This is a genomic window from Flavitalea antarctica, assembly GCF_054461535.1.
This window is the reverse complement of sequence record NZ_JBTLQG010000015.1, coordinates 18,818-44,254: the sequence shown is the minus strand read 5'-3', so window position 1 is coordinate 44,254 and position 25,437 is coordinate 18,818. Positions and strand designations below refer to the sequence as shown.

Annotated in this window: 17 protein-coding genes; 7 read left to right on the top strand and 10 right to left on the bottom strand. The window is 43.7% G+C overall.

Annotation, left to right across the window (positions count from 1 at the left end):
• The first annotated feature begins 1 nt into the window (after position 1).
• From ACX0G7_RS14880 to ACX0G7_RS14870, 3 genes are read left to right on the top strand one after another with little or no spacing between them, the layout of a single operon-like run.
• Positions 2–2,761, top strand: a complete 2,760-nt coding sequence (locus ACX0G7_RS14880) for a TonB-dependent receptor (protein WP_458924287.1) — start codon at positions 2–4, stop codon at positions 2,759–2,761.
• Positions 2,762–2,770: 9 nt separating this feature from the next.
• Positions 2,771–3,904: a DUF4249 domain-containing protein gene (locus tag ACX0G7_RS14875; protein ID WP_458924286.1), complete on the top strand. Its 1,134-nt coding sequence runs from the start codon at positions 2,771–2,773 to the stop codon at positions 3,902–3,904.
• Positions 3,901–6,276 (top strand): hypothetical protein, encoded by a 2,376-nt coding sequence (locus ACX0G7_RS14870; protein WP_458924285.1) that lies wholly within the window; start codon positions 3,901–3,903, stop codon positions 6,274–6,276. Before ACX0G7_RS14875 ends, ACX0G7_RS14870 begins: the two co-directional genes overlap by 4 nt.
• An 8-nt stretch (positions 6,277–6,284) precedes the next feature.
• Here the strand turns inward: ACX0G7_RS14870 and ACX0G7_RS14865 are convergent, their stop codons facing one another.
• From ACX0G7_RS14865 to ACX0G7_RS14840, 6 genes are all read right to left on the bottom strand, one after another.
• Positions 6,285–6,878 carry a chemotaxis protein CheB gene (locus ACX0G7_RS14865; protein ID WP_458924284.1) on the bottom strand — a complete coding sequence of 198 codons (594 nt, stop codon included), beginning with the start codon at positions 6,876–6,878 and terminating at the stop codon, positions 6,285–6,287.
• On the bottom strand, positions 6,860–7,684 hold the full coding sequence (locus ACX0G7_RS14860; RefSeq protein ID WP_458924283.1) for a CheR family methyltransferase: 825 nt from the start codon (positions 7,682–7,684) through the stop codon (positions 6,860–6,862). The genes ACX0G7_RS14865 and ACX0G7_RS14860 overlap by 19 nt, the downstream gene beginning before the upstream one ends.
• Positions 7,685–7,741: 57 nt before the next feature.
• A complete protein-coding gene (locus ACX0G7_RS14855) occupies positions 7,742–8,119 on the bottom strand; it encodes a response regulator (protein ID WP_458924282.1) in 378 nt (125 codons plus the stop codon).
• Positions 8,120–8,143: 24 nt separating this feature from the next.
• Positions 8,144–11,770, bottom strand: a complete 3,627-nt coding sequence (locus ACX0G7_RS14850) for a response regulator (RefSeq protein ID WP_458924281.1) — start codon at positions 11,768–11,770, stop codon at positions 8,144–8,146.
• A gap of 39 nt (positions 11,771–11,809) precedes the next feature.
• The gene (locus ACX0G7_RS14845; protein WP_458924280.1) at positions 11,810–13,387 is read right to left on the bottom strand and encodes a hybrid sensor histidine kinase/response regulator; all 1,578 of its coding nucleotides are present in this window, start codon (positions 13,385–13,387) and stop codon (positions 11,810–11,812) included.
• Between the two features lie 85 nt (positions 13,388–13,472).
• On the bottom strand, positions 13,473–17,243 hold the full coding sequence (locus ACX0G7_RS14840; RefSeq protein WP_458924279.1) for a DEAD/DEAH box helicase: 3,771 nt from the start codon (positions 17,241–17,243) through the stop codon (positions 13,473–13,475).
• 262 nt (positions 17,244–17,505) lie between these two features.
• Between ACX0G7_RS14840 and ACX0G7_RS14835 the strand changes: the two genes are divergently transcribed.
• From ACX0G7_RS14835 to ACX0G7_RS14820, 4 genes are all read left to right on the top strand, one after another.
• Positions 17,506–19,155, top strand: a complete 1,650-nt coding sequence (locus tag ACX0G7_RS14835; protein WP_458924278.1) for a M28 family peptidase — start codon at positions 17,506–17,508, stop codon at positions 19,153–19,155.
• Between the two features lie 27 nt (positions 19,156–19,182).
• Positions 19,183–19,626, top strand: coding sequence for an IPExxxVDY family protein (locus tag ACX0G7_RS14830; RefSeq protein ID WP_458924277.1), 444 nt, complete (start codon positions 19,183–19,185; stop codon positions 19,624–19,626).
• An 18-nt stretch (positions 19,627–19,644) separates the two neighbouring features.
• The gene (locus ACX0G7_RS14825; RefSeq protein WP_458924276.1) at positions 19,645–19,881 is read left to right on the top strand and encodes a 4a-hydroxytetrahydrobiopterin dehydratase; all 237 of its coding nucleotides are present in this window, start codon (positions 19,645–19,647) and stop codon (positions 19,879–19,881) included.
• A gap of 106 nt (positions 19,882–19,987) precedes the next feature.
• Positions 19,988–20,686: a hypothetical protein gene (locus ACX0G7_RS14820; protein ID WP_458924275.1), complete on the top strand. Its 699-nt coding sequence runs from the start codon at positions 19,988–19,990 to the stop codon at positions 20,684–20,686.
• A gap of 173 nt (positions 20,687–20,859) precedes the next feature.
• Here ACX0G7_RS14820 and rho read toward each other — a convergent pair whose 3' ends face one another.
• The 4 genes from rho to ACX0G7_RS14800 all read right to left on the bottom strand — a co-directional run bounded on the left by rho (position 20,860) and on the right by ACX0G7_RS14800 (position 25,359).
• The gene (rho, locus tag ACX0G7_RS14815; protein WP_458924274.1) at positions 20,860–22,611 is read right to left on the bottom strand and encodes a transcription termination factor Rho; all 1,752 of its coding nucleotides are present in this window, start codon (positions 22,609–22,611) and stop codon (positions 20,860–20,862) included.
• A gap of 254 nt (positions 22,612–22,865) precedes the next feature.
• A complete protein-coding gene (locus tag ACX0G7_RS14810) occupies positions 22,866–23,975 on the bottom strand; it encodes a mechanosensitive ion channel family protein (protein ID WP_458924273.1) in 1,110 nt (369 codons plus the stop codon).
• Between the two features lie 32 nt (positions 23,976–24,007).
• Positions 24,008–24,751, bottom strand: a complete 744-nt coding sequence (locus tag ACX0G7_RS14805) for a 2-phosphosulfolactate phosphatase (protein ID WP_458924272.1) — start codon at positions 24,749–24,751, stop codon at positions 24,008–24,010.
• Positions 24,752–24,882: 131 nt separating this feature from the next.
• Positions 24,883–25,359: an SRPBCC family protein gene (locus ACX0G7_RS14800; protein WP_458924271.1), complete on the bottom strand. Its 477-nt coding sequence runs from the start codon at positions 25,357–25,359 to the stop codon at positions 24,883–24,885.
• Between the last annotated feature and the right edge of the window lie 78 nt (positions 25,360–25,437).

Here is a 25,437-nt window from a genome sequence, read left to right as displayed (position 1 = left end):
TATGACGAGGTTAATAATCTTGTTCACTTTTTCATTCGTATTAAGCCAGTCTTCTTCTGCCCAACAAAAGGCATTGCCTAAGGTTACCCTGACGGTACAGGATGCCACCATCAGCACATTTGTAGATGAACTTGAAAAACAAACAAAACTTTTTTTCTATTATGATAAGGTACAGTTCGACAGTTTACGGATAAACTTATCGGCAAAAGACGCGCCGCTGGACAGGGTGCTGGACCAGGCTTTTGGTAACACAGATTTCCGTTACACGATAGTTTCTGCTGAGGATTATGTTCTGCTTACCCGGGGAGTGCGCATCACTGCGGAATTACCAGGCGATTTTTTTTCAAGAGGAGCCAAAGATACTGCTAACCTTGCCCTTCCTGATTTTGGAGACAAAAAGATTGTAAAAATTGATCCTTCGGTTGAGAACAAGGTGTTTGAGATCGGCATAAAAACAAATAGCGGATCCGGTGGGAAAACAATATTAGCGGGTTATATCCGTGATGTAAAAACCGGTGAGCCGATACCAGGTGTCTCGATTTTTACCAGTACCGGTTCTATCAGTACTGTTACTGATCAATATGGCTACTACTCGCTTTCGCTTCCGAAGGGAAGAAATATTATCAATCTGCAGTCGTTGGGTATGAAAGATACGCGCCGGCAGCTGATCATGAATTCTGATGGAAAGTTTGACATTTTGATGGAGGAGCGGGTGGTATCATTGAAAGAAGTAATAGTATCAGCACAAAAGTTAAATAACATACGCAGCCCCCAAATGGGCATGGATCGGCTGAATATCAAAACTATCAGGCAGGTACCGGCCTTGTTCGGAGAGTCGGATATCATGCGGGTAATGCTCACGTTACCCGGTGTTAAGACAGCCGGGGAGGCGAGCACCGGCTTCAATGTACGGGGCGGATCCACCGATCAGAACCTGATATTATTTAATGATGCTACCATCTACAATCCATCGCATTTTTTCGGTTTCTTTTCTGCTTTTAACCCTGATGTAGTAAAAGACGTTGAACTGTATAAAAGCAGTATACCGGCGAAATTCGGCGGACGCCTTTCATCTGTCCTGGATATCAGCAGCAGGGAAGGAAACAAAAAGAAAATCACGGGTTCTGCCGGCCTGGGCATTGTAACAAGCAGGTTTAACATCGAAGGTCCGCTTATCAAAGACAAGACTTCTTTTATCCTCGGAGCCAGAGTAACCTATGCTGACTGGCTACTAAAGTTATTGCCCCCGGAATATGAAAACAGCAAAGCAGGATTTTACGACGTCAACCTGCAGATCAGTCACCAGTTCAATCCAAAAAATAACCTTTATGTAAGCGGATATTACAGCCGTGATAAATTTAGCCTGAACAACGATACAACATTCAGCTACAGCAACAGGAACTTATCTGTGAAATATAAACATGTATTTAATAACAAGTGGAGCGCAACTGTGGTTGCAGGCTACGACAGTTATAAATACCAGATTGCCAGTGAAAAGGATAAGATAAACGCACATCAGTTGAAATTCGATATTCAGCAACTGAATTTCAAAGCAGATTTCACTCATTATCTTTCTGATCACACTATTGATTTTGGATTAAGTACCATAAATTATCAACTCCATCCCGGTTCATATCAGCCAAATTCCCCCGAATCGCTTATTATACCTGATGTGCTGCAGACAGAGAATGCCGAAGAGTCAGCGATATACCTGTCAGATAAATGGAACATTACGCCCGACCTCACCTTACAGGCCGGGATACGATATTCGGTCTTTAATACACTGGGGCCGCGCGATGTTAACACCTATGCACAAGGATTACCAAAAGAAGAAGACAACCTGGTTGAGACTAAAAATTATGAAAGCGGCAAGATTATCAACACTTATCACGGCCCGGAGTACCGCCTTGGTATCAGGTACAGTCTCACCGAAAGTTTCTCTGTTAAAGCCGGTTACAATTCACTGCGACAGTATATTCACATGTTGTCAAATACTACGTCGATCTCGCCGACAGACATCTGGAAACTCAGCGATCCGAATATAAGGCCGCAGTACGGTGATCAGTTTTCCATGGGATTCTATAAAAACTTCAAGAACAACACTATTGAAACTTCATTTGAGGTTTACTATAAACGTATCAGGGATTACCTTGATTACAAAAGCGGTGCAGAGCTCGTAATGAATCACACTATTGAAACAGATGTCATCAATACTAAAGGCAAGGCGTACGGGATAGAGCTGATGGTGAAAAAGCCCACAGGAAAACTGAATGGCTGGGTTAGTTATACCTACTCAAGAATATTATTAAAACAGGATGATCCGAATGCAGGGGAGGTTATTAACGGCGGAAAGTACTACCCCGCGAATTATGATAAACCGCATGATCTTACTGTGGTGAGTAACTATCGCTTTACACACCGCTTCAGTGTTTCTTTAACTACAACATATAGCACCGGCCGGCCAATCACTGTTCCGATAGGCAGGTATTATTATGGGGGATCGCAACGTGCTTTGTTTGCTGACAGGAACCAATACCGCATTCCGGATTATTTCAGAATGGACCTGTCTATGAATCTTGATGGAAATCATAAGGTCAAACAAAAGACACATAATTCCTGGACCTTTGGAATTTATAATCTTACCGGCAGGAGAAATCCTTATTCGGTTTATTTCGTTTCAGAAAATGGGTTTATCAACGGTTATCGTTTGTCGATTTTCGGCAGCCTGATACCATTCATAAATTATACCGTCAGGTTTTAATTGTTTACGATGAGAAAATTGTTTTATGTTTTGCTTGCCGTGTTGTCTCTGAGTTGCAGAGACGCATATGATCTCCCGGTGAACGTACCAGCTTCCGGTTACCTGGTTGTGGATGGTACGATAAACGGCGGCCAGGGGCCCACTTCGGTCAATCTCTCAAGATCAGTAAGACTGGTAGATTCATTCACCATCAATAATGTTACTAATGCGATAGTCACGGTTGAAGGCGAAGACAACTCGAAATTTTCATTACCCCATAGCAACAATGGACAGTATGTCATTAACCAGCTGAATCTCAACAAAGCGGTGAAATACCGTCTTCGGATCAGGCATGACAACAAAGAGTATCTGTCATCATACCTGCCTGTGAAACAATCACCGGTTATTGATAGTATACAGTGGGAGAGAAACGATAAGGGAGTGGATATTTATGTTGATGCGAAAGGAAACTCTAATACATCCGGATATTATCGCTGGAACTACGAGGAGGATTGGGAATTTACTTCCGCTTATGCTCCCAACCTTAAATACAACACTGTACCACTGGCTGAATATATATTCCGTGACCAATCGGCAGATCTCTCCAGGTACGTTTGTTACCAGGCTGCAAAATCAACCACCATCGAAATTCTCTCAACGGCAAGGATAAGTCGCGATACGACTCATTACCGGGTAACAACAATACCAATGGCCAGCTGGAAGATCAGTGTATTGTATAGCATTCTTGTTCGTCAGTCATCGATAAGCAAGGAGGGTTTTGAGTATCTCTCCCGTATGAAGAAAAATACGGAGCAGACAGGGTCGATATTTGATGCGCAGCCTTCAGAACTTAAGGGAAACATCACTTGTGTTACAAATCCCGCTGAGCCCGTAATAGGCTTCATGGAAATTTCTGAAATCTATACAAAAAGGATCTTTATCAAAAACTCGCAGGTATCTCCATGGGGGTATACCCAGGGCTGTGTTCAGAGTTCTCTTAAGAACCATCCGGATTCCATCAGGTTTGCCGGGTATCCGACTCCGGTAACACCTGAAGAGACGTCACCTGCATCAAATGCGATTCTGAAACTGTGGACCACCGACATTACCTGTATCGACTGCACTCTCCGGGGCACGCTCACCAAACCGAGTTTCTGGCCATGATGAAAAATATATTATCGATCGCGTTGCTGCTTAGCGGCCTTTTAGTACAGGCACAGTCAACAGGTAATTTTCCGGTTGTTGAGCAGTTTACATCTTTCACAAGAAAAAATATCCAGGAAAAGATTTTTGTGCATACTGACAAAGATTTCTACCTGGCCGGTGAGATTGTCTGGTATAAGATCTACTATATGGATGGAACGTTTCACCGGCCACTTGATCTCAGCAAACTGGCTTATGTCGAAATCATAGATCAGAACAACAAGCCTGTTATGCAGGCAAAAAATGCGATAAAAAACAACACAGGCAAAGGCTCTTTTTTTCTGCCTTCTTCAGTCAGTTCAGGGAATTTCAAGCTTAGAGCTTATACCAAATGGATGAAAAATACAGATCCGGAATATTTCTTTGAAAAAAATATCTGTATAGTCAATTCACTGAAAACTTTGAACCTGCCTGCGGTGGTGACTGAAAAAAAATATGATGTTCAACTTTTTCCGGAGGGAGGTAACCTCATAAACGATCTCGGGAACAGGGTTGCATTTAAAGTAAACGATCAGTATGGAACTGGCATTGAATGCACAGGTGTACTGGTGGATGAAAACAACGATACCCTTACGCGACTCTCAACTTTTAAATACGGAATGGGCCACTTTACACTCAAACCAACCGCTGGCCATAACTATAAGGTGTTGCTCACAACAGCTGACGGCAACAGGATTTCCCAGGATCTTCCCGCTGCTAAAACCAATGGATATAATATCCGTGCAGATGAAAATTCCGGCACTTACACTATCACTGTAAACACGAACCTTTCTGATAAAACGAGCGGTGGAGAAATTTATCTGCTCGCACATACCAGGCAGACGATCAGGCACGCTGAGAAAAAAATCTTTGTAAATGGTTCCGCGGTTTTCACTATCGAAAAGAAAGCCCTCGGTGATGGAGTTTCACATCTCACCATATTTAATTCAGAGCAACAACCGGTATGTGAACGCCTGGTGTTTAAACAGCCACAAAGCCCGCTCACACTCAAAGCAAGTTTGGCCAATACCCGCATCGCACCACGAAACAAAATTGAGGTAGAGCTCCTTGCTGATTATGAAGGAAAGCCTGTGGCGGCAGACCTGTCGCTGTCCGTTTACCAGCTTGACTCGCTTTCGGGAACATCGGTTAGTGATATGCAGACTTACCTATTACTGACTTCGGACATTAAAGGAACTATAGAGTCGCCTGCCTATTATTTTTCAAAGGATCCCGATGCGCTGACTGCAGCAGACAACCTTATGATGACCCAGGGGTGGCGTCGCTTCAACTGGGGGCAGGCGCTAAGAAAACCAGGGGTTACACCTAAATACCCGCCTGAGTTTGACGGTCACCAGGTAGAGGCCAATGTTGCCTATACCAGGGGTCAGCAGCCGGTTGCCGGTGCTAAGGCATACTTGTCTGTTCCAGGGACGAAAACACAGTTCTATCCGTCGATGACGGATGAAGATGGCCGCGCCTATTTTGATATCCGCGACTATTATGGCAAAAACGAAATTGTGGTACAGATGGAGCCGCTTAAGGACAGCAACTACCGGATAGATATTGCAGACCCATTTTCGGACAGGTATTCAGTTAAGGCGTTGCTGCCATTCAACCTTAACCAATCGCAGTCAAAAACCATATTAAACCATAGCGTTGCGGTTCAGACGCTCAATGCATATATGAATGATTCGCTTACGCGGTTCAACTTACCTGCACTTGATTCAAACCCTTTTTACGGAAAGTATACGAAGCGTTACCTGCTTGATGATTATGTACGTTTTACGACGATGGAAGAAGTGTTGCGTGAATATGTCCCCGAAGTTGGAATTAAACGTACAGCGGGCCAATCACGGCTAAGGATCTCAGACTGGGACCAGATGCGATACCTGGATGGCGAACCTTTGCTGCTGTTAGATGGTGTGCCCGTCACTCACAGGCAGATCCTCAGCTATGACCCCATTAAGGTCCGGTCTCTCGAGGTAGTGACCAACAGGTATATCATGGGAAAGTTTGTTTTTGACGGGGTAGCGAATTTTACCAGTTATGCCGGGAATATGCCTGAGTTTGTCTTCGATCCTAAAGCTGTCATACTTGACTATGAAGGGTTACAGCTTGAGCGTGAATTTTACAGCCCTGCATATGACACACCCGTCCGGCAATCAAGCCGCCTGCCGGATTTCAGGAACGTACTTACATGGCAACCCGATCTGAAGACCGGCACCGCCGGTAAAACGAACATCAGTTTCTACACCTCAGACAAAACCGGAAAATTTGTAGGAGTAATTCATGGCATTGACGCAAAGGGACATGCCGCGACCCAGGTTTTCAATTTTGAGGTGACAAAATGAACGAACGGTCAGCGCTTCGGAGAGCCAAGCTGATTGATCAGTGGTCCAAGCTCTTCAGGTGTGAGGATAAAATCGACATCTACTTTATCAACAGCCTGTTTTGGCATATAAGCAACTGCGGCCGTTTTGGGGTCCTGGACAATTACAAGCCCTCCGTATGATTTTACTTTTTTTAAACCTTCCACGCCGTCATCATTGGCCCCCGATAAAAGGATGGCTGCCATTTTTGCCTGGTAAACGTCTGCGGCTGACTCAAAAGTTACATCAATACTCGGCCGGCTGTAATGAACTTTCTCTGAAACGTCCAGGGAAAGTTTGTGATCTTTCTCTATCAGCAGATGATAGTCGGCCGGGGCCAGGTAAATATGATCATTTTTCAAAGACTGCTTCTCTTCGGCTTCATGTACCAACCAATCTGTTTTAGTGGCAAGCAGATCTGACAAAGAAAAGTCATAAGTGTTCTTCCTGTGCATAACGATGATGATGGCTAAAGTGCTGCCAGGTGTCAATTGGCGCAAAATTTTAAGAATTACATCAAGGCTGCCGGCAGAACCGCCTATCACAACCAGCTGATAAGTATTGCTCAGATAATCTTGCGCCATATCTTTTCCTTATTTTCAAGTTGAAGATACTTCGGCGCGATTACTGAAAACTTGATGTTTTCCTTGGAGCCCAGGGCAAGAAATCCAAACTTTTCCAGGCTTTCATCAAACAGGGTTAGTGTCTTATCCTGGAGTTCCTTCTCAAAATATATCATAACGTTCCTGCACATGATAAGCTGGAATTCATTGAAAGATCTGTCGGACACAAGATTATGTGTGGACGAAATCATTTTACGACTAAGGCTTTCATCAAATTTGGCATGATCGTATTTTGCAGTATAATAATCGGAAAAATCTCCCTTTCCCCCGGAGGCTATATAATTTTCAGAATATTGTTTCATCTGACTTAATGGAAAAATTCCGTTACGTAGTTTTTCCAGCACCTGGGGATTGATATCAGTAGCGTATAACAATGACTTTTGTAAAAGGTTTGCTTCTTTTAGCATAATGGCCATCGAATAAACTTCTTCGCCGGTTGAACATCCGGCATGCCAGATTCTTATGAAGGGGTGGGTCGCCAGCACGGGAAGCACATTTTCGCGGATCGCACGATAGAATAACGGATCGCGGAACATTTCCGTAACGTTCACCGTAATTTCTTCGACCATCCTGCGCAGGTAATCATGGTCAGAGATCAGCCGGTATCTGAATTCGGCAACACTGGGAAACCGGTCCAGCACGAACAGCCTGTTGATCCTTCGCTTGAGTGAAGCGCGTGAGTATTCAGTGAAATCATAGCCATAAAGGTCCAGCAAATCGCCGAGCAAAACATCTACATCATTATCTGTGACTATATGTCTCTCCATTCACAAAATTTAAAGTAGCTGAGCTCAATTCATTTCCTTCCGCTGTGCAAGGAAAATTTATCCAACATATTGCTTCAACAATTTCAACAACGCATCTACGTCAACAGGTTTGGCAACATATCCATCCGCACCTGCTGCCAGGCATCTTTCGCGATCGCCAACCATTGCCTGCGCCGTTACAGCGATGATGGGAATAGTCTCTCCTCTTTCCAGGTTTTTTAATCTCGGAATAGCTTCGTAACCATCCATATCCGGCATCATCATGTCAATCAATATAATTCCTATGCCAGAATCGGTCTTTACGAGTTCAACAGCATCTCTTACATTCAGTGCAGAAAGGCAATGGTAGCCTTTTGCACGCAGCACGGCAGACAAGGCAAAGATATTCCTGTTATCGTCGTCAACTATCAGCACTTTGCTTACTGAGGTTTGCATATATCTATCTCCCTGTTTGAATACTTAATTTGATTTTGAATAGTTGTCGTATAACCACACCCGCAACAGGGAGAGTAGCTGGTCTATATCTACCGGTTTTGTGATATAATCTGAAGCCCCGGCGTTGATACATTTCTCACGATCACCCGTCATTGCTTTAGCTGTAACAGCGATTATCGCTAGGTTTTTGTACTTGCGGTTTTCTCTTATACGACGTATGGTTTCATAACCGTCCATCTCAGGCATCATCATATCCATTAACACGATGTCGGTTGAAGGGTTATCATTAAGCTGCTTAAATGCTTCCTTGCCATCAATTGCAGAAATTACATTCATACCATATCCTTCAAGAGCTTTGGTAAGTGAAAAGATATTTCTGACATCGTCATCAGCTATCAGCACAGACTTTCCCTTCAACACCTCGTTTAATGCCCCGAGTTTTTTATACTTTCCCGGCGTTGCTTCCGACTTGTTATTTTCTTCCACCAGGTGCATGAATAACGAAACCTCGTCAAGTATGCGTTGATAAGAATGGGCGGTTTTGATCACGATAGAATCTGCGTATTGCTTTATTTTGAATTCTTCGGCTTTCGAAAGGCTTTTACCTGTAAAAATGATTATCGGTATATTTTCAAGGCCGGGAGTTTTCTTAACCTCCTCCAGGGTTTCGTAAGATTTCTGATCCGGAATTCCCATATCAAGGATCACGCAATCAACCTTTTCCTTACTCAGTGATTTGATCCCGTCATGGACACTATTTTGTATCTCTGAATTTATATTGAATGTTTCCAGGTAAAATGCCAGCGCTTTTGCATGCATGGGATTCTCTTCAACGATCAATACTTTTTTCGATTCATTATTGAGTACATGCTCAATCCTTCTGAATATATCCTGGATCTGTTCAAAGGCAACCGGTTTATTTATAAAATCAATGGCTCCCGATGAAATACTTTTGTTTTTGACTTCGTAACTAGACATCATATGCACAGGTATGTGCCGGGTCGCAGGATTTGATTTCAGTTCGTTCATAACTTCCCAACCACTTTTAACCGGCAGTTGCAGATCCAGCAGAATACCCACCGGTTGATATTGCAGGGCCAGCCGTAGCCCCAGATCGCCTCTTACTGTCACAATACCTTTATACTGTTTCTTTCTTGTGAAATCCAGCAATGATTTTGCAAAATTGGTATCATCTTCTATTATGAGGATGACCCGGTCACCCTCATTGATATTCTCCCTGTCATCGGGCACATCCTGGGGAATAACAGGGCTGAGATAAATATTCTGTTCGGGGGCCGGTCTTGAAGAAACATTTTCTTCCGTCGATGACTGCTCTGATCCCCGGTCTGGCGATACTGGGTTTTCTTTGCTCTCCGGTGGAGTAATTTTCGCCAGTGGTACATAAATGGTGAACTCACTGCCCTTGTCGACCACACTTTCCAGTTTGATCTCGCTGTTCAGTAAACGTGAAAGTTCCCGGCTGATGGAAAGGCCGAGCCCCGTGCCGCCGTATTTCCGCCTGGTTGAACCATCTGCCTGCTGAAAAGCTTCAAAGATCAACTGTTGTTTATCAAGCGGGACACCAATACCCGTGTCTTTTACCGTAAACTGAAGGAATCCCCGTTTTTCCGAAGGCTTTTTAATGATGAGTTTGACAAAACCCTCGGTGGTGAATTTTAGCGCGTTAGAAATAAAGTTCCTGAGGACCTGTTCAAGTCTTAGTTTATCTGTTTCGAGCGTTTCAGGTACTGATGGGTCCTTTTCGATAGTAAACTCCAGGCGTTTTTCTGCGGCCACGGGCATAAAGATCGAGTTAAGATCATGAATGATCTCCTGCACCGGCACTTCGCGATATTCCAGTTCCATTTTACCTGACTCGATCTTCGAAAGATCAAGAATCTCATCTATCAATGACAGCAGGCCGTTGCCTGAGCTTTGAATGACCCTGGCATATTCGACCTGGTCATTCGAAAGATTTTTTTCATTATTCTCCGATAATAATCTCGAAAGGAGCAATATTGAATTAAGTGGCGTACGGAGTTCGTGCGACATATTAGCAAGAAACTCTGACTTGTATTTTGTGCTCACTGCAAGCTCCTCTGCCTTTTGCTGGATCTCCAGGTTGCGCTCAACAATAAGTTCGTTCCTCTCTTCGAGTAATCTTGTCCTTTCCTCAAGCTCCTGGTTTGCCTGTAACAACTCTTCCTGCTGAACCTTCAGCTCTTCTTCGGAAGCCTGGAGTTTTTCGGATTGCATCTCCAACTCACCATTCATGTTCTCGAGCTCACGGTGCTGTGCCTGTAGTTCTTCTGCCTGCGACTGCGTCTCTTCCAATAACTCCTGCAGTCTCGAACGGCTCTGAGCAGTATTGATCACTGTACCTGCACTTACAGAAACAGCTTCCAGGTATTTTAATTCTCTGTTACTATAACCATTAACGGAAGCGAGCTCCAGTACGCCTTTCACCGAACCCTCGAAAAACAGGGGTATTGCCACCACGGCTTTGGGTTTAACTTCGCCAGGTGCAATGTTTATAATAACATTCTCTTCAGCAAGTTCAGACAAGATGAGGACCTTTCCATTCAAAGCTGACTGCCCCACCAGGCCTTCACCGAGGTTCACGGTTGGCCTGATCTTGTTTCCCGGTAAGGAATATCCATTTACCAGATCTAATCGATTGTCAGCTTGCTTAACATACAGCGCCGCTATCTGGCTTGATGAATAAACTGCCACCTCGTCAACGATAGCTTTTGCCAGCTCGTGAATGTCTTTTTCCCCCAGCATTTTCTCATTCAAACCCGCGATTCCTGCCTGCAACCATTCCTTTTCAGACAATTCGTTGAATGAAGATTCAAGGGAAACGGCCATTTTGTTAAGTGCTGCGGATAGCTCTCCCAGGTCATCTCCATCGTCCTCAACTGCCCGGGCAGAATAGTCACCCGCAGATATTTTGGCCGCAATCTCACTGGTAAGATTTATTCGCCGCCGTATGGCCGCATCCCTCGCCTCCAGTTCCTGTCGCAAAACGGCCTTTTTATTAAAATCGTTACTTACGCGCACAAAAGAAAAAATCGTAATCAGCAGCGATAAGATGGCCGCTACCACTATAAGTACTGGGGTAAAGCCTGAGTATTTGTTCAGTTCAGAGGTCCGTTGCCTCAATAACTCCCGCTCCTGTAATTGCATGTTGGCAACTTCCATTCTTATCTGATCCATGTAACGTTTTCCCTTTTCAAGATCAGCTGCGACAATCGTGAAATTCTGTCTCTTCATATCAATCAACTGCTGAAGCGCCGCTATCCTGGTATCTATCAGGCTTTTCAGGGAATCAGCATCCGCACGTTGTGTATTTGTTGTTGCAGCGTTCCTTACTTTTTTTTGTGCTGCAAGCGCTCTTTCATGCGTTCCCTGGTACGGCTCCAGGAATCTTGTATCCCCTGTAAGGAGATAACCCCGCTGGCCTGTCTCCGCATCTTTCAAAGCAGATATCACGTTCTCAAGGTTGATGATCGTTTCACTGGTCTTATCCACTTCCTCGGAACTTTTCAACAGGTTAATAATACTGAAGTAGGATGCGACCGAACTGATGATAAGCAGGAGTAATGACAAGCTAAAGCTGATGATCAGATTACCTTTGAAAGTGGATCTCATTCAAATAAATTTAACTATGATGTTTGTGGCTTTCGATTCTCAGAAACCATTTCCCTGGCTGGTTGGCAGCACTATTATAAACGTGGCTCCGCTATCTTCTTTACTTCTCGCAGTGATAATCCCGTTATGTTTGTCGACTATCTTCTTTACGATCGCAAGCCCTATCCCGGTGCCTTCATAATCTTCCTTCGAATTTAGTCTCTGGAAGATCGTGAAAATCTTATCGAGATAAATTTCATCAAAGCCGATCCCGTTATCTGTAATAGTGATGCGGCAATATTTACCACTGGCATTTGCAGGCGCATCAAAAGATTTTGAATCAACTTTTTCAGCGGCCACGTTTATCACAGGCGGCACATCTTTCTTTGAGAATTTCAGCGCATTGCTGATTATATTCTGAAAGACCTGCCTGACCAGGCTTGGTATCACTTCAATTTCTCCGAGGTCACCTACAATTATCTTTGCATTTTTTTCTTTTACCAGCAGTTCCAGATCTGAAAGTATTTCATTGACAATTACATTCAGATCTGTGAGTGCAAACCTACCACCATCAGACAAACCTGAGTAACTCAACAGATCATTGATAAGACTTGTCATTCTTTCTGAGGAGAGGATGATGCGATTAAGATAAGAAAGTGCTTCTTTGTTTTCATGCAAATGTTTATCTCTAATCATCCGGCTGAACACCTGGATCTTTCTCAGCGGCTCCTTAAGATCATGGGAGGCTATAGAGGCGTATTGCTGGAGGTCATGATTGCTCGTTTCGAGTTCAAAATTAATTTTTTGGAGTTCCCAGGTTCTTTGCAGCACCCGCTGTTCGAGTAGCTGGTTTGCCATTCGCTGTTCATGAATATCAGTGAAAACTCCTACCCATTTGGAAACTGTCTTTTCATTTTTAACCGGTGTCATGGTCAGCACGTGATGACGGTAATGATTGCTGTCAAGGGGTTTTATGCTGATCTCAAACTGGAGTTGCTCCCCGGTCCTGATTGCTTTCTGCAGGCAAAAATCCACAGTCAGGCCATTTGGATCGGCCTGCGGGAATATGTCTTTGGTTGATGTGTAGTTGAACCAATGTTCGTTAACAAATTCCACCTCACCCTTTGCATTTGTGGTAAATGCTATCTGGGGAATAGATTCAAGTATCGATCTGAGCTCCTCGACATTCTGTGATAACTTGCTCTCCGCTTCTTTCCGGAAATCATTTTCCAGCTTCAGTGCACGATGTGTCTCATTGAGTTCCCGGGCCTGTTCCGATAACCGGTAAAAGCTTTTCACTTTCAAGAGCATCAGGTCGGGATCAAATGGTTTGGTGATATAATCGATTCCCCCTGAGGTATATCCTTTGGTTATGAACTTTTTTTCTGTATTTACAGCAGAAAGGAAAATGATCGGTATATCCCTCGTTTTACTATGACCGGATATTGCTTCAGCTACTTCAAATCCATCCATACCCGGCATCTGCACATCAAGGATGATGAGGTGATACGCAGATTTGAGAATTTTTTTTAGCGCCTCTTCACCTGACATCGCGGTATCAACACTAAAGTTGTGAAGCTCCAAAAGGCTTTTCAGTGAGAAGATATTTTCTTTTTTGTCATCTACGATCAATATCATCGCTGAAAATGGATATTTGATTTATTAGTGAGTCAGTGTGAGGCGAATATACGTAAATCAGGTTGTCATAAACAGGTAAGGAGCTTTAACTGAACAGGTATTCAACATCTGCCCGTGTAAGACTCTTTACAAATCCTTCATCATCTGTAATCAAATCCCGCGCGAGCAGGCGCTTCCTTTCCTGCAGCTGAAGGATTTTATCTTCGATGGTGTCTTTGCAAATCATGCGGTATGCAAAAATATTCTTCGTTTGGCCAATACGGTGTGTCCTGTCGATTGCCTGTTGTTCAACAGCAGGGTTCCACCATGGGTCAACAATGTAAACATAGTCCGCTGCTGTTAAGTTCAGACCGACGCCTCCTGCTTTTAGCGAGATAAGAAACACCCGGCAATTTTCATCATTCTGGAATCGCTGGATGGCTTTTTCGCGGTCAACAGCCGTGGTACTGCCGTCGAAATATTCATAGTCCACTCCCAACTCGGTCAGCTTCGTGCGGATAAGCGCAAGCATTCCCAGGAACTGCGAAAAGATCAGCGCTTTATGGTTGCCCATATTTTCCGTAAGCTCACGTCCGATCTCCTCGAGTTTGATAGAATGATTTGGGAACTTCTCCTGTTCGTTCAGTATTGCAGGTGAATCACAGATCTGGCGAAGTTTCATCAGACCCTGCAGAATGGTCAGCTGTGAACGCTGTATGCCCTGCTGTTCTATCGTTCCAAGAATCTTATCCCTGAAATCATTCCTGTAGGCATCATATATATTCCGCTGTTCATCATCCATTTCACAGAAAAGAATCGTTTCAACTTTTTCGGGCAGGTCCTTTGCTACCTGCTCTTTTGTGCGTCTTAATATAAAGGGATAAAGCAGTTTGCGCAGGTGATCCTTACGGTCAGGTTCGCCAAACTTATCGATCGGTATAGAAAATTCCTGGCGGAAAAATTCAATACTACCGAGCATACCCGGGTTCAAAAAATTCATCTGTGCGAAAATATCAAAGGTGTTGTTCTGCAATGGGGTACCGCTTAAACAAAGCCTGTTGCGGGTATTAAGCAGGCAGGCTGCTTTGGTCACCTTGCTCGCCGGATTTTTTATAGCCTGTGATTCATCCAGGATAACATAATCGAAGGGCACTTCCACGATCATCTTTATGTCACTCCGCAGTGTGCCATAAGTGGTGATCACGATGTTTGTATTTAAAAACAGGTTCTTGTCCCTGGTTCTTTCCCCGCCATGATGGATCAGGTATTTTATTTCAGGCGCAAACTTTTTTATTTCATTTTCCCAGTTAAACATCAGGGTGGTGGGACAAACCACCATGGCATTGAGCTTACCGTTTTTCTTCAGGTAATAATGCATGTAAGAAAGGGTTTGTACCGTTTTACCCAAACCCATGTCGTCAGCCAGGATCCCGCCCCAGCCGATATCCTGCAGATAGTTCAGCCAATAAAATCCATGTTCCTGGTATGGCCTGAGAATGTTTTTAAGGTGTTCAGGCACCGGGATCTCGGCAATCTTATTAAAATTCCGGAGCGTCTCATATTTTTCTTCCAGCTTGATAACAAGTTCCTCTTCACTGCGGTTGTCGTATAACTCATCGATCACACTCATGTGATATTTCGACAGGCGAAGCTGGTTCTGCTTACCCTCGCCGACACGGAACAACAAAGAATATTTCTTGATCCATTCTTCAGGCAGAATACCCAGGGTGCCATCGTTCAATTGAACAAATTGCTGGCGGTTCGCAAGTGCTTTTTTTACATCAGCAATGGTCACCTTCTGATCGCCAAACACGATATCCACTCTTGCATCAAACCAATCGGTATTACTGCTGATATGAATTTTAGTCTGTGGTTTAGCGGTATTAAACCTGAAATTTTTCAATGCCTCGAAGCCATAGACCGGCACTTTCAGGTCTTTCATAGCATCTATGAAGAGAAAGAACCAGTTGTTCTTCAGCACATCTGTGCCCTTCAGGGCAAGCTGCTCAGCTCCATCCGGGCGGATAAAGTTTGAATGCAGAGCCTCCAGCTTCTGAAGGAACACGTTTTCTTTATCGCGGTCGCGATGAACAGCAAGTACCCGCTCGCCGTCTGGAATAATGAGTTCATCCTTTCCTCCAGGCCTCGTCTCAAAGCCTTTGTAAGAAAAGAGCGGCTGGAAAACCAGGTAATCGCCTTTTTCCTGCAATAGTATACGTTTCTCGGGATCACCATCCTTCACTTCACTGATAAGAGCCGGTGCAAACTCAACGTTATATTGTTTGGTTAACGGAAGAATAAATGTGCGCATCTGTTCGGGCCAGGCGGCTTTCGTGATCGTCATCTTTCCTTTAGCCAGGAACCTGTCGACCAGCATAACGTCTTCCGGTTTTTCCCAGAGGTAAAGGTTTTCATTGTAGAAAAAGAGAACACTGCTGTTGAGCTCATTCTGCGTGATCTGGACATGTTGCCCGCTGAGCTTCACCCAACATTCAATCTGGTAATCCTTGCCGTGCTGTTCAATCCTGAAGTAGGGTGAGATAAGGTCGGTTACGATTCCGATTGATTTAAGATTGTCGGTCCGGAATGCTTTCTTTTCACCGAGTTGAAAAACAAACGGACTGGCAGCTATGTCTATAAAAAGTTTCTTCAGTTTTGGATGGAGATATTCCACCATCAATGCTTTGGTTTCCTCCGGCAAATCATCTTCCTCATGATGAATGATATTTTCCCACATGCCGCTGAAGGGTGAATTGCGGTTGAGGTATTTGGTGATCTCGGACTCCTGCATTTTGCGCAGGGGAGCGATCAGCTGCTTATCGTTCTCATTGTACAGATCGATGTTGACGAACTTGGCAAGATCAAGCTTTTCAACTTTACCGACGTAGGCACTGATAGCGTCGTTTGATTCACCGGTTACAGCATCGATTGTAAAGCCGGGGTATGAGGGGTGATTGAAATTAAAAACGATTCCCAGCCTTTGTGCGGGATCTTCGGCCTTTTCTGTTACCGGCGCTTCCACTTCGGGAATCATGCCATAAGGCATAGGATTTTCGCGGGGCTTGGCGCGACCCGCATCCTGCGGGGATATTCTTTTGATGCTGGTGTCCAGCAGGCGCAAAAAAGGCTTTCCTTCCTTGTAGGTAAATTCAAACTTCCCGGTCAGGTCATCATCCAGTGAAAACCCATACATCTCCAACAGTTTGTTTTTCTCCTTATCCCAGTTTCTGATAGTATCGAAATAATAACTGCCATACATCTTCAGCAGCTGCAGGAACACGATTACTTTAGGCAAACACAGCGGGTGCTGGGTATCGGGGTATTCACAACTTGTGTCGAAGTTTCGTTCTTCATTTTTCCGGATCACGACCTTATAGGTAACGCCGTCCAGCTCAACGGCCGCCTTTACCACTTCGTCTTTGGCAGATTCAATAACCGCTTTGCTTTTTGTAAGAAACTCCTCCGCGGCAAGATAAGATTCAGGAGAACAAAGCAGCCGTATTGATTTGTGATCGATGAACTTCATCTTAATGACCGTATGCCTCTGGTCATATTCGATTTTTTCGGCTTTTAGCTGGTTCCTGTCCAGCATTTCCTGGAGTTGTATCAGGGCAGCGGCTTCGTGACGGCAGATATCGCCAAGGTTATAGGGACAAGCACAGCGCAGAGACAGTGTTTTCGGGTCCTTGAACTTTTGGATGTTCACCTTATAGTAAGTAGAATAACTATCGTCTTTTACCCGGAAGGTTACAGAATCCAGCAGCTCATCATAATCCACAAGTTCAACATAACCGATAGCATGTATCTTTTTGCCTCTTCGGATCACTTCATCAGTACCATTCGTATATACATACTTAATTAGATGGGGTAAGGCCAAGCGACTTTAATTTTAATGGTTTAATTCCGGTCATTGACAACTGAACATCGTCCTGGTCAATCAGTTTTCACTCCCGGTGCGGCCCGTCCCGGCTAACGGATCAGACAAGGCCAATTGGCAAAAGTAAAGGAAAAAAACCGAGGAAACCTGCCGGAAAAACAGATTTCTGTATTAAACAATTGGTATAGCCTTTGCCAAATGTACCTTTGCACCCACTCAACGATTTGCTGACTGTAAGCAGCAAAAAATAAAAAAATACTATATGACCCGGAGCTGTTGTTCCATAGTTCTTGCTTGCCTTCTAACCTCCCCGGCTTTAGCTCAGAAGCTTAACCGGGCTGATAAAGCCATTGTTTCCAGCCTGAAAACGCACATTACTTACCTCGCCGACGATAAACTGGAAGGGAGAAGAGCGGGCACTAAGGGTGAAAAACTGGCCATGGAATATATTAGCAGCCAGTTTGGAAAAGCCGGGTTGATCCCGAAAGGAGATAGCAGCTGGTTCCAGAACTTCAGCATTTACGATGGCAAGGAAATTACTCCGGCCACGCATTTTATCGTAAACGGCAATGATCTTAAACTCAACAGCGAATATTTCCCCCTGGCTTTCAGCCCGAATAAAACCGCCAACGCTGCGGTAGAAATGGCCTTACTCGAAAGCGGGGTACCCTGGTTCATTGATATTGCGGACATACTGGAGAAAAACAAAGACAACCCGCATTACGACCTCGGAAATGAGATTCGAACCCGGGCAGAAAATGCTTCACAAAAAGGCGCAACGGCACTTATTCTTTATAACAATTCTGATCTAAAAGACGGACTCAGCTTTGACGCGAAAGACCGGTCAGATACCAGTGCAATTCCTGTTTTTTACCTCTCCAGGCCCGCTAAGCTTCAATATTTCAAGGACGAAGATGCCACTTATGATCTGCAACTTAAAAGCGAGATCCGCAACAAAGTTCGCACCGGCACCAATGTTATAGGATTCATCGATAACGGGGCCCCCGCAACAATAGTGATAGGTGCCCATTTCGATCATATCGGCTATGGGGAAGACAATAACTCCATGCTGGCGAAGTCATCGGAAAAACTTATCCATAACGGTGCTGACGACAATGCAAGCGGCACCGCTGCACTCATTGAATTGGGCAAGCTGTTAAAGAAATCGAAGGGGAAGGCTAATAACTACCTGTTCATTGCATTCTCGGCCGAGGAACTAGGATTGAACGGTTCCAAGTACTTTACGGAACATCCTACTGTCGACCTGAAAACAATCAATTTCATGGTCAATATGGATATGGTGGGCCGCCTCAATGATAGTTCAAAGACCCTGACGGTTGGCGGATATGGTACTTCGCCTGCCTGGGATGGCATTCTAAAAAGCAATAATCCCAAATACCTCAAGATCAGGTATGACTCCAGCGGGACGGGTCCCAGCGATCATAGTTCATTTTACAGAAAAGACATGCCGGTGCTTTTCCTGTTCACAGGTCTTCACGCTGATTATCACAAGCCATCCGACGATGCTGATAAAATCAATTATAACGGGGAATTGTTTATCCTGCAATATATAGTGAAGGTGCTTGAAACAGCAGGCGGAAAAGGCAGGCTCGCATTTACCAAAACACGTGAGCAGCAAACCGGCACTTCGGCAAGGTGGACCGTTTCACTTGGTATCATGCCGGATTATACATTTAGCGGAACAGGGATCCGTGTTGATGGCGTAAGTGACGACAGGCCCGCAAAAAAAGCCGGCATCCTGAGCGGGGACATTATCCTCCAGCTTGGCGAATTCAATACATCGTCCATGGAATCTTATATGCAGGCACTTTCCAAATTCAAGAAAGGCGACAAAGCAAAAGTTAAAGCTAAAAGAGGCGAAGAAGTATTGGAAGTAGATGTTGTATTTTAGCGCAACATAAATATTTCGTCCTGCCTTATGTCGAAGCACAAACTCGATATGGGGGATCTTACAGAAAATTTTTTTGAAGATACCCGTTTATTAGGATTGGTGGCTCCGGTGAGTGATTACCAACTCTGCTGGCACCTTAATAATGAACTTCGGTTTGATTTTCGTAACAACCCTGATATCACTATACCGCTCAAAAAGAAGAACCTGGATACCATCTTCTACTTCACGGTGTCAGAATGCCGTGAACACTATAGTTCACTGGCACACTATTTATACAATAATCACTTCAAAGGTGAATACCTGCTGCCTGATATGAAAAAGCTGGACTTTATCTGGCTCATGAAGGGTGATATTGTAACCGATGAATTCCTTAACAACCTCATGGAAATGATAACTGATCTGAGCTGTGTGAGGTTGGTTGTTGAGTTATTTCCTGGCACAATGAAACATAAAGGGAATCTGATTTTTTAACCTTATCAATTTGTTCTTATGTGGAAGGAAGAAAATAACTCGCTGAATCAAACTTTCGATTTCAGTAACTTCTCAGAAGCCTTTGCTTTTATGACGAGAGTTGCACTGGAAGCAGAAAAAATGAATCATCATCCAACCTGGACGAATACATACAACAAGGTAGAGATTCGCCTTTCAACGCATGACGCAGGAAATACGGTGACAGAAAAGGACCATAAGTTGTCGAAGAAAATTGATGCTATTCTTGGAAAGTAAAGTTCCTCCGGAAGAACCATTCATTGTGCGGGTTCATAAATGACCACATCGATCGTAAGGATTTTGCGTGCCTGCTTTAGTCAAAGGATAATTGTAAAAGTCTACCATGAAAAACTACCCTGGTTTAATACTTATCACCGCTTTAATATTTGCCAGCTGCCAGGATAAGCCTGATCAAAAAGCACCTCCGGAAACAGCAGTGGTAGATTCGGTTGCGAATGAAAACATAGATACAGTGTTATCAAACGAGACCATCGCCCTCTTTAACCAATCTGGCTTTTCGACTTTTGCCAAATCAAAGGTTCCAGGTTTTGACTGGAGCAAATTCCGGATGATGAACAGTTGGAAAGAAGACTCTTTGTATATCACTCCATTCGAACCACCCGCTAACTATTACGAGACTTACAAACCATTCCTCAAGTACTCGCCTGACAGCTCAATGTTTATTGACCTGGACAGCTACAATCTTGCGATAGAAAAAGATAAAAACGGACAGCGGATCGGTATTGAATCCGGGCCTGACACAGAAGTAAGCCTCGTAAACGTCAAAAAAAATGCGAAGACCCGGCTTGTTTTCCTGGGCCCCGGCAGCTCAATAGAAGACGGATCCTGGATAGATAATGAAAACCTGATATTATTGGGTTTCCAGGAAACCGGGAATGGGGGTACTAAAGTGCCTGTGATCTGGAGATATCATTTACCCACTACAACATTTTATATCTACGAGATGCCCGACCCGGCAGTTGCGAAACAACTGATGGGCCAGTGGAGGAAAGAACGTTTGAAGGGTTTAACAATCAAATGATTAACTTCAAGCATCATAAAAAAAGTAGTTTCTCATAAATAAGGAAAGCTGCCTTACCCAGGCAGCTTTCCTTATTTATAACTTATATTTTGCCAGTTATGCACTGAATCATCTAACTCAACACTAATTCAACACTAACTCATAACGCATAACTCATCATTCTCCACTCCTTGTCATCCATTCATGGAAGCTAAAAACTCCTCATTACTTTTAGTTCCACGCATACGGCGCAGTAACTCATGCATTGCTTCTTCAGTGTTCATATCATTCAAATAGACCCTGAGCAGATTCATGCGTTGAAGCACATCCTTCTCAAGAAGAAGGTCATCACGTCTTGTTGAGGAAGCGACCAGGTCAATAGCAGGGAATACCCGGCGATTGGCAAGTCTTCTGTCCAGCTGAAGTTCCATGTTGCCTGTTCCTTTGAACTCTTCAAAAATGACTTCATCCATTTTTGATCCTGTATCAATCAGGGCGGTAGCAAGTATGGTGAGTGATCCCCCATTTTCTATTTTTCTTGCAGCACCAAAAAACTGCTTCGGTTTCTGCATTGCGTTGGCTTCAACACCACCGGACAATACTTTACCTGAAGAAGGGGCAACTGTATTATGTGCACGTGCAAGACGTGTGATAGAATCAAGAAGGATAATTACATCGTGTCCGCATTCTACAAGTCTTTTTGCTTTTGAAAGCGCGATGGTAGATACTTTAACATGTTTTTCTGCGGGTTCATCAAAGGTTGAAGCAATAACTTCGGCTTTTACGCTCCGTTCCATATCGGTAACTTCTTCAGGTCTTTCATCTACAAGAACAACGATAAGGTAGCATTCAGGGTGATTGGCAGCAATTGCATTGGCTACTTCTTTAAGAAGCACGGTTTTACCTGTTTTGGGCTGGGCAACGATAAGACCACGCTGACCCTTACCAATCGGGGTAAAAAGATCCATGATGCGCGTGCTGTAGCTATTGGGGGTTGTGAATAGATTCAACTTCTCGTATGGGAAAAGCGGTGTCAGATAATCGAATGGCACGCGGTCACGAACATCTTCGGGACTTTTACCATTTATTGTTTCAACTTTGAGAAGTGCAAAATATTTTTCACCTTCTTTCGGAGGTCTTACTGCTCCGTAAACTGTGTCACCGGTTTTCAGACCGAAAAGTTTTATCTGCGATGGTGATACATAAATATCATCAGGTGAGCTAAGGTAATTGTAATCACTACTCCTCAGGAAGCCATAACCATCGGGCATCATTTCCAATACACCTTCGGCATTGATAACGCCATCAAATTCGATGTTGAAATTCGGCTCTCTGCGCGGTGGGTAAGGACGCTGCGCTTCACTTGTGTTTACATTTCCGTTTGTGTTACCGTTTGTATTACCATTGCTATTTGGATTTTGCCCTTGCTCTGAAACAGGCGGCTGAGCAACAGCTTTGGCCGGATTTATCACTTCTTCCTGGATATTGCCGGAAAAGTTTGAATCATTATTATCGGTCTGAACAGATAATTGTTCGTTCTCTTCCTGCTCATCGTCCGATTTCCGTTTCCCTTTTTTAACTATGGGTTGTGGTGCGCGATTGTTTTTTTCAGGTGGTGCAGCGCTCGCAGCAGCAGCAGGTGGGGCTGCACTTCTCTTTTTGGGAGCTTCTTTTCTTACCTCTTTTGCGGCTTTATCTTCGTGATCACTCTCGACAATTGCTTCTTCTGTAGCATTCGAAGTGCTTGTTTTCACGACTCGCTTGCGTTTTCCTTTTTCTTCACCGGCAGCAGGCTTTTCTGCACTTGAATTAACTGCCTGTTTATCCAATATTTTATAGATTAACTCCTGTTTATCTAATTTCTTTGAATTGGTGACTTTTAACTGCTCGGCTATATCCAGCAGCTCAGGAACGAGCATGTCGTTCAATTGCAGAATGTCGTACATAAAAAAACTTGAGAGTTTAACACTTGATCCAAACAACCAATCTTAGTCGGTGAAATAATCTTAATGAAAATCTTAATGAATTGAAATTTTACCCGTAAGAAAAAACTGATGAGCTTGAGAGAATCGGGTATCTTATCAGCCTTATTCCTGCACAATAATACGCCAAATTTGCAAAAAGCAAAAATTTTTAAGCTATAACCCTCTGAAATTTAAGTATCTTTTGTATTATCCTCGTTGATTTTCAACGATTCCTGTCAGTGCTTACCGAATTCGACTTTATCTTCTCCCGATTCAGTTCCCTCACGGCTTTCTTCCGGTAAGTTTTTGATGACGAGTGTTTGTGTTGGATATGCAAATTCGATTCCACGAGCCTGAAAAGCTTCCATTATTTTCAACAGCACGGATTGTTGTGTGTCCATAAACTTGCCATATTCTGCGGAATCTACTATGAACACTACTTCAAAGTTTATACTTGAATTGCCCAGGCTTGAAAGATGTGCCCTGTCGAAAGTTGTTAACTCATGAGCGCTAACAATATCTTTGATCATAGTGGGTATTTGTTTCAGCAGATCTGTGCTTGTTGAATAAACGACCTGTATTGTAAAAACGGACCTTCTTTTTTCAAGACGCTTATAGTTGCGGATTGTTGATTTGGTAAGATCAGTATTTGACATCACGAGTTGTTCGCCATCGAGACTCCTCAGCCTTGTGGTTTTTATCCCGATCTGTTCAACAACACCTGATGCAGTCGGAGTTGTAACATAGTCGCCAATCTCGAATGGTTTATCAAAGAAAATTACAAAGTAGCTGAAAAGATCAACGAGTACCGTCTGTGCAGCAAGGGCAATGGCTATTCCCCCAACGCCAAGACCAGCAATAAAAGTGCGCACATCATATCCAAGATTGCCGAGCAGCGCGATCAAACCTACAATCCAGATTAAAGCTTTAACAACTGTCAATACTCCTGTTAACTGGCGGATACGCTCGGCGCTTTCGTCCCGCCGGCGCATGAAGTCGTTCACTGCAAGCTGTATTGCATGGTTGATGAGCCTTACGATAAAATAAGTCGTAATTACAGCCATGGCAACCAAAAGGATCTTCTCTACCCGCGGCTTAAGATAAAGTTGTTGAATTATCTGGTAGTTGATGAGAAGGTATAAATAAGGCAATACATGTTTCTGCAGAACGCTTAGCAGGATATCATCATAGTTTGTATTTGTTTTTGATATCCAGGCCGCTACCCGCGTTAGTACCACCCTGCGCAATAAACGAATAATTGCCCAGGTAATAAATATGCCGGCTAGTGCGATGAGGTAAGATTGTACCGTATTCCCCCAGTATACTTTATCCAGAAATGAATCCATGATAAATAGGTTAATTACTCCATCACGACAGTTTATTTTCTATGGATCACCAGTTTACCTTCCTGGTAAAATGGTAACACGTTAGCCACATCATTCGTAAGACAGTAACGAATATCATTTTCCAGTTCATAACCCATCAGCCGCAGATAATGGGAAGCTTCCTTCTCTTTCATGAATTCGAAGAGGTCTGGCTGTGCCACCTTATAAACAGATTCGGCGATTTTTGAAGAATCACAATTGATAGCGAAATGATGTTTCACACGCTCGATCACAGCTCCCGCGAAAAGCATGTCCTCAATATTAACACGATCCTTCCAGGCCGCACAGCCCAGTACAACATTCTGATGACGGCTCAATAAGTAATCACAGACTGCTGAAAGATTTGGAAAGGATCCTGTTACAATCTGGCCCGCGCCGCGTTCCAGGGCCATATGCAGTAACTTGGTGCCATTAGTGGTGGTTAACACCAAAGTTTTGGCGTTGATAAAATCCTTTGAATATTCAAAAGGTGAATTACCATATTGAAGCCCTTCTGCGATCATGCCATCACGCTCACCGGCGGTAATACAGGCAATCTTTCTACCGAATTCCATGCATTTTGCAACACTGTCGACCGGGATCACAGCCTTTGCGCCATTAAACAGTGCAGTTGCAATGGTTGACGTTGCCCTCAACACATCAATGATAACGACAACGGAATTATTCAGATCATACAAATGAAGCAGGGCTGGCGATAAACAAGTATATAATGTAGGCTTTGAATTGTTTTGATTCATAAATTTAATGTAACTGTATCTCAGGGTTTACAAGCTCAGGTTAACTAACGTCATGGCATAAACGTAGATCCGGTCGTATCATAAATACGCGGGCTGGCTTTCAATGGCAGGCAGCCGGTTCGTTAAAAAACCTACTTGTTCAGGAGGTCTTTCCATTTGTTGGATTCCGCAAAGTTCCTGATAAATTCATTACGGCTTTCCAGCAGGGTACGTAGATATTTCGTAAGGTATATTGAGTTTAGAACTCTTCCGAGTTTTCCATATGGCGATTCGAAGTCAACGATATCAATCATAAAGATACCATTATCTATTTGCTTGAAGTGATGTTGATGCCTGAACGACTTGAAATCACCTTCTACCATTTCATCTACAAACGACAACGGTCGGTTCATTTCAGAAACTTTGATTTTCATGATCCTCGTTTTCATAAGGTGCTTTGCCTTCCAGGTGACAGTTTCACCTGCACCTATCAAACCCATTGTTGTGCCAGACACCGCCTGCTCCCCGGTTTTTGCCATTGATTTTTTATGAAGATCAATACTTCTGGAGAGGTCGAAAACCCGCTCAAGCGGGGCTGCTATAAAGGTGGTAAGATGGATATTGGGCATCGGGTGAAGACAATTTATCAGGCAGAAATTAATCAAAAATCAAGCCTGCATCAGCTCATAACAGTTTCCGTAAAATTA